Annotated in this window: 5 protein-coding genes and 1 pseudogene; 3 read left to right on the top strand and 3 right to left on the bottom strand. The window is 55.8% G+C overall.

The window, feature by feature from the left end; translation table 11 throughout:
- Positions 1 to 234, bottom strand: a 234-nt coding sequence (locus IQ273_RS31365; protein WP_194027005.1) for a GTPase, incomplete at its 3' end; no start/stop codon positions are given.
- Between the two features lie 177 nt (positions 235 to 411).
- On the opposite strand from IQ273_RS31365, the gene IQ273_RS31360 reads away from it, so the two are divergent.
- Together IQ273_RS31360 and IQ273_RS31355 are read left to right on the top strand one after the other, a co-directional pair.
- Positions 412 to 1,029 carry a hypothetical protein gene (locus IQ273_RS31360; RefSeq protein ID WP_194027004.1) on the top strand — a complete coding sequence of 206 codons (618 nt, stop codon included), beginning with the start codon at positions 412 to 414 and terminating at the stop codon, positions 1,027 to 1,029.
- 187 nt (positions 1,030 to 1,216) lie between these two features.
- Complete coding sequence (locus IQ273_RS31355) at positions 1,217 to 1,750, top strand: thylakoid membrane photosystem I accumulation factor (protein WP_278000612.1); 534 nt, start codon at positions 1,217 to 1,219, stop codon at positions 1,748 to 1,750.
- Between the two features lie 108 nt (positions 1,751 to 1,858).
- On the opposite strand, the gene IQ273_RS31350 is transcribed toward IQ273_RS31355, so the two are convergent.
- Positions 1,859 to 2,866, bottom strand: coding sequence for a Rieske 2Fe-2S domain-containing protein (locus IQ273_RS31350; protein ID WP_194027002.1), 1,008 nt, complete (start codon positions 2,864 to 2,866; stop codon positions 1,859 to 1,861).
- A 52-nt stretch (positions 2,867 to 2,918) separates the two neighbouring features.
- On the opposite strand from IQ273_RS31350, the gene IQ273_RS31345 reads away from it, so the two are divergent.
- Complete coding sequence (locus tag IQ273_RS31345; RefSeq protein WP_397199104.1) at positions 2,919 to 3,707, top strand: TetR/AcrR family transcriptional regulator; 789 nt, start codon at positions 2,919 to 2,921, stop codon at positions 3,705 to 3,707.
- Positions 3,708 to 3,759: 52 nt separating this feature from the next.
- Here the strand turns inward: IQ273_RS31345 and IQ273_RS31340 are convergent.
- Positions 3,760 to 3,977: pseudogene (locus IQ273_RS31340) on the bottom strand (inositol monophosphatase family protein); the annotation flags it as partial.

The following is a 3,977-nucleotide window of genomic DNA, read 5'->3' as shown; positions in this document are numbered from 1 at the left end:
CTGCACCAAGCCCGCAATATCGACAAACTCGACTCGGGCGGGCACAGTCTCGGCGGAGCTAGACAGGTCGGCCAGCACCTGTAGTCGGGCATCGGGCACCGCCACTATGCCCACATTGGGTTCGATGGTGCAAAAAGGAAAGTTGGCGGCCTGGGCCTTGGCGTTGGCCACTACGGCATTAAATAGGGTTGATTTGCCAACGTTGGGAAGCCCAACAATGCCAGCTCGTAACATGGGGTAACTCTAGAATTGGAGCAGGGGTGCAGGGTTTAAGGTGCAAGGAACGCCTTAAACCTTAGGCCCTAAACCCTAAACCCCTATCTAGCATAGGAGAGGATGGGCCGATTGCGGAGGGGTTGCTATACCCTTGAAGCTGAGAAAGGCGTGGATCGATCAAAGAAGGGTGAAGCTATGGCTGAGAGCAAGGGCTTGTGGTATCGACGCGGTGGGCCAACCCTAGTGGCAGGGCTGGTGGTGCTGGGGCTAACCGGGTGTGACACTCTGGGGCTGTCGCGATCGCCCGAGGAATCCGACGAAATGGGCAATCAGTATGTTGATCGCGGCTTTGGAGGCAACCGGCTGGTCAGCCGCATGAAACCCATACAGCTACGCCTGCAAAATGGCTGGCAAGCGGCCCCTGCTGGTACGCTGAACCCCACCGCTGACCTGGAGGCCTATAACCCTGACCAAGATATGTTTTTGGTGGTGCTGGGCGAAAGCCGCGCCGCTGTTACCCCAGGCAACCTAGAGGAACAGGCCAACAACTACCTGCAAATTCTCAAAGGGGGCTTTAGCGAGGTGATTACTAACCAGGCTCGCACAGGCGTTGAGCGGGTAAATAGCTTTCCGGCTGTGCAATACGAAGTGAGCGGTGAGGTCGCCCAGCGACCGGTAGCCTACCTGCATACCACCGTTGAAATGGGCGAAGAGTACTACCAAGTGGTGGTGTGGACGCCTAACGATTTGCGCGCGGCCAATGCCGGTGCTATGCAATCGGTAGTGCAAGAATTTAGCGATGCCCAGCGATAAGCGCCACCATTCTGTGGCCTAATAGAGTCTGTGGCTTTGATACGTATAAAAATACGGACAACTCAAAGCCCAAAAAAACAGGCTCTAGACCAAGGACATCATTGCCATGCTGCGCTGGCTCACGGCCCAATTTTCCCACTGCTCTATGCCCCAAGGTGCAGATCATCGTCTCGGGCAAGCCATGGCTATGGCCTGCGCTGCCCTGGTGCTATGGCTAGGTTTAGGTGGGCAACCCACGGCCTTAGCGGGTCTAACTGACGACAACTACGACGGCAATATCTTTGCGCTCTACGCCGGTAACGGGTCGCTGGTGCCGCCGCGCGTCAGCCTGGAGCAGTCGCTCAAGTACGGCAAGCCCTCTATCGTTGTCATCTACGTGGACGATAGCAGCGACTGCAAAAAATTTGCCTCAGTGATCTCTCAGCTGCAGGCTCCCTACGGGCGGGTGGCCAACTTTATTCCGATCATGGCCGACTCAATTCCGGTTAAGGCCTCCTACGAGCCCAGTGAGCCGGGCTATTACTTCAACAATGCCGTGCCCCAAACCCTGATTTTTAACGCCCAGGGAGACCTAGTGTTTAACGAAACGGGTACGGTCTCCTATGAAGCGATCGACGACGTTATGCGTGAGGTGTTTGACCTGTTGCCTCGCACCGAGTCAGAGGAGTTGCGCCGCCGCCCCATCAATGAAGTGAATACCGAACTGGTGCCAGAGCAGTAATACTGAATCCGCCTTGGCTGACCCCGGTTGCGTAGGGGCAAACACCGTTTGCCTCTACGCAAGCCGCCTGTTGGGAATCGGAGTTATGCGATTCGGATTTGGCATCACTCAGGGCGAGACGCTGACCTTGCTTGCCGCCGAAACGTTTGCCACCGCAAACGTCTCAAAATTTCGCCGCACCCAGTCCATACCTACTTCGTTGTTAAGCTTGATTTTCTGAGGGGCATTGGGGTAGATCTTGCCCAAAATATCAGCATCCTGGTCTACGACGACTTGGCCAAAATTGAGATAGGCGCGGCCCATCAGGTTAAATGCCGGGTGCTTCGCCTGGCCGAATAGCAGAATGTAGGTGCGGGTGCGATTCTCGGCCTCGGGTACAAACAGATGGCACTGGGCCACTTTGCCCAACGACGATTCACCGTGAAAGATCACCATGGCGGGAAAGTGATTTTCCAGGTGGGCACTGATGGTGCTAGGCAGCAAAAACAGGTCAGGTCGGCGCAGTTTTTCAAGGATTGAATAGGGGGCCGTGGGCATGTCGTAAAAGGCGTGCGACTCATAGCCCTGGTCAATAAACCGATGAAACTGCACCTCAGCAATGCGAAACAGGTCGCGGTGGGTACCGTTTTGGTGGTTGTAGTCGTGCATGTTGAGCAGCATGCTGAGCAGGTCGGTATTCACCGTGCGATCGGCTGTGTGGCCAATGAATGTGTACTCGGCTGCGATCGCATTCAACACCCCTGGAATCGGCAGCTTAGGTGCGTAGCCACCGTAGGACCAGACAAAATCGCCCTGGACAATTAGCTCTAGCGGCTCTAGCTGAGGCAGCGTTTGCTTGGTAGAACCCGGCAGCACCGTGCGCCCCTGGGCATCAAAGGCTAGGGCGTGGAAGGGACAGACGACTCGGCTGCTGCCGTCACCCGCCGCCTCGCACCAGCCCTCAGACAGCATCGCTCCCATGTGCGGGCAGGCATTGGGCAGGGCATGAACATCGCCTGCGACATCTTTCCACATCACATAGTCATTACTGTGTAAGGAAACTTTGTGGGGTTGATAGATAGTCAGCATCGACTTGTGCGCCAAAAGCCAGGGCGCACCGGGAAGCATGGACTGCATAGAAGCCTCCGGGGGATATAAAATTGTGAGAAATTCGTCGTGTTTTCAAAATATGACAGATGACTCATGTTCGTCAAGCCCCCTGCGGCGGCAGCCCAAGCAGCGGCGGGGTCAGCAGCGGGTCGAAAAAATTCTAGAGGCCGCTGCCCTGGTATTTGATGAGGTGGGTTATGAGGCTGCGACTACCCACCAAATTGCGGAGCGGGCGGGGACGGCGATCGGCTCGCTCTACCAGTTTTTCCCCGACAAAGCGGCGATTTTTAACGCTATGGAACTGCGCCACACGGAGCGGGTAGCCGCACTGTGGTCGCAGGTAAACACCGAGGAATATTGGAGGCTGCCGCTGAATGAAATGCTAGAAAAGCTTGTGCTCGCTATAGGGAAGCTGTTTGAGCATCCGGTGTCGAGAGTGATGTTCATTGAATTTTATACAGCACGCGATCGCTTTCAAACCATCGACGACAGCATGACCCAAGGGGCGATCGATTTTCTCTCAAACATTCTGCACCAGTGCAATCCTGCCCTCCTCAAAGATCAGCGGGATCTGATGGCGGAGGTGTGTGTTCACAGCGGCAATGCGCTCATGCTGGCGGCTCTGCGGCAACCAGATGAGGAGCGGCGCAGGAACATTACCCAGCAAATTCCAGTGCTGCTGGTCGCTTACCTAACCCCCCACGTGGGCGATCAGAGTCATGGTCATGTAATGAATGTAATGATATGCCCCCACTGCGCCTCGCCAGATTTAGCTAAAAACGGTCGCCGTCGGGGCAAACAGTGCTACCTGTGCAAAGCCTGCGGCAGGCAGTTCGTGAACCCGCGCCTGACTTCTGAACCCTCATGATTTGGCCGTTAGCTCACCTTGGTTCCGCTAACCCTACTAATGCTGAGCCAGGCTACCGTTTCACTACCTTTTGGACTAAAGGGCGAAATGCTTCTACTAAGGGAGCTTGAGCCGCTGCTAAGGTCGGGTAGGGTTGGCGGCTATAGTCTTTTCCTGCATTCAGCGGAAACGGCTCGATGTCATCTAAGGGCACCCAGGTGGCCCCAGCGGCCTGCACGATCGCCCATACCGCCGCAATATCCCAAATCTTTGGAGTCGCCTCGACTGCCC

Source organism: Nodosilinea sp. LEGE 07298 (genome assembly GCF_015207265.1).
Lineage (GTDB): Bacteria > Cyanobacteriota > Cyanobacteriia > Phormidesmidales > Phormidesmidaceae > Nodosilinea.
This window is presented reverse-complemented; position numbering and strand designations above follow the sequence as displayed.

Bases quoted from the DNA above. Each gene is read 5' to 3' on its own strand.
- IQ273_RS31360 (WP_194027004.1), top strand. From the start codon at position 412: ATGGCTGAGAGCAAGGGCTTGTGGTATCGACGCGGTGGGCCAACCCTA.
- IQ273_RS31355 (WP_278000612.1), top strand. From the start codon at position 1,217: ATGGCCTGCGCTGCCCTGGTGCTATGGCTAGGTTTAGGTGGGCAACCC.
- IQ273_RS31350 (WP_194027002.1), bottom strand. From the start codon at position 2,866: ATGCAGTCCATGCTTCCCGGTGCGCCCTGGCTTTTGGCGCACAAGTCG.
- IQ273_RS31345 (WP_397199104.1), top strand. From the start codon at position 2,919: ATGACAGATGACTCATGTTCGTCAAGCCCCCTGCGGCGGCAGCCCAAG.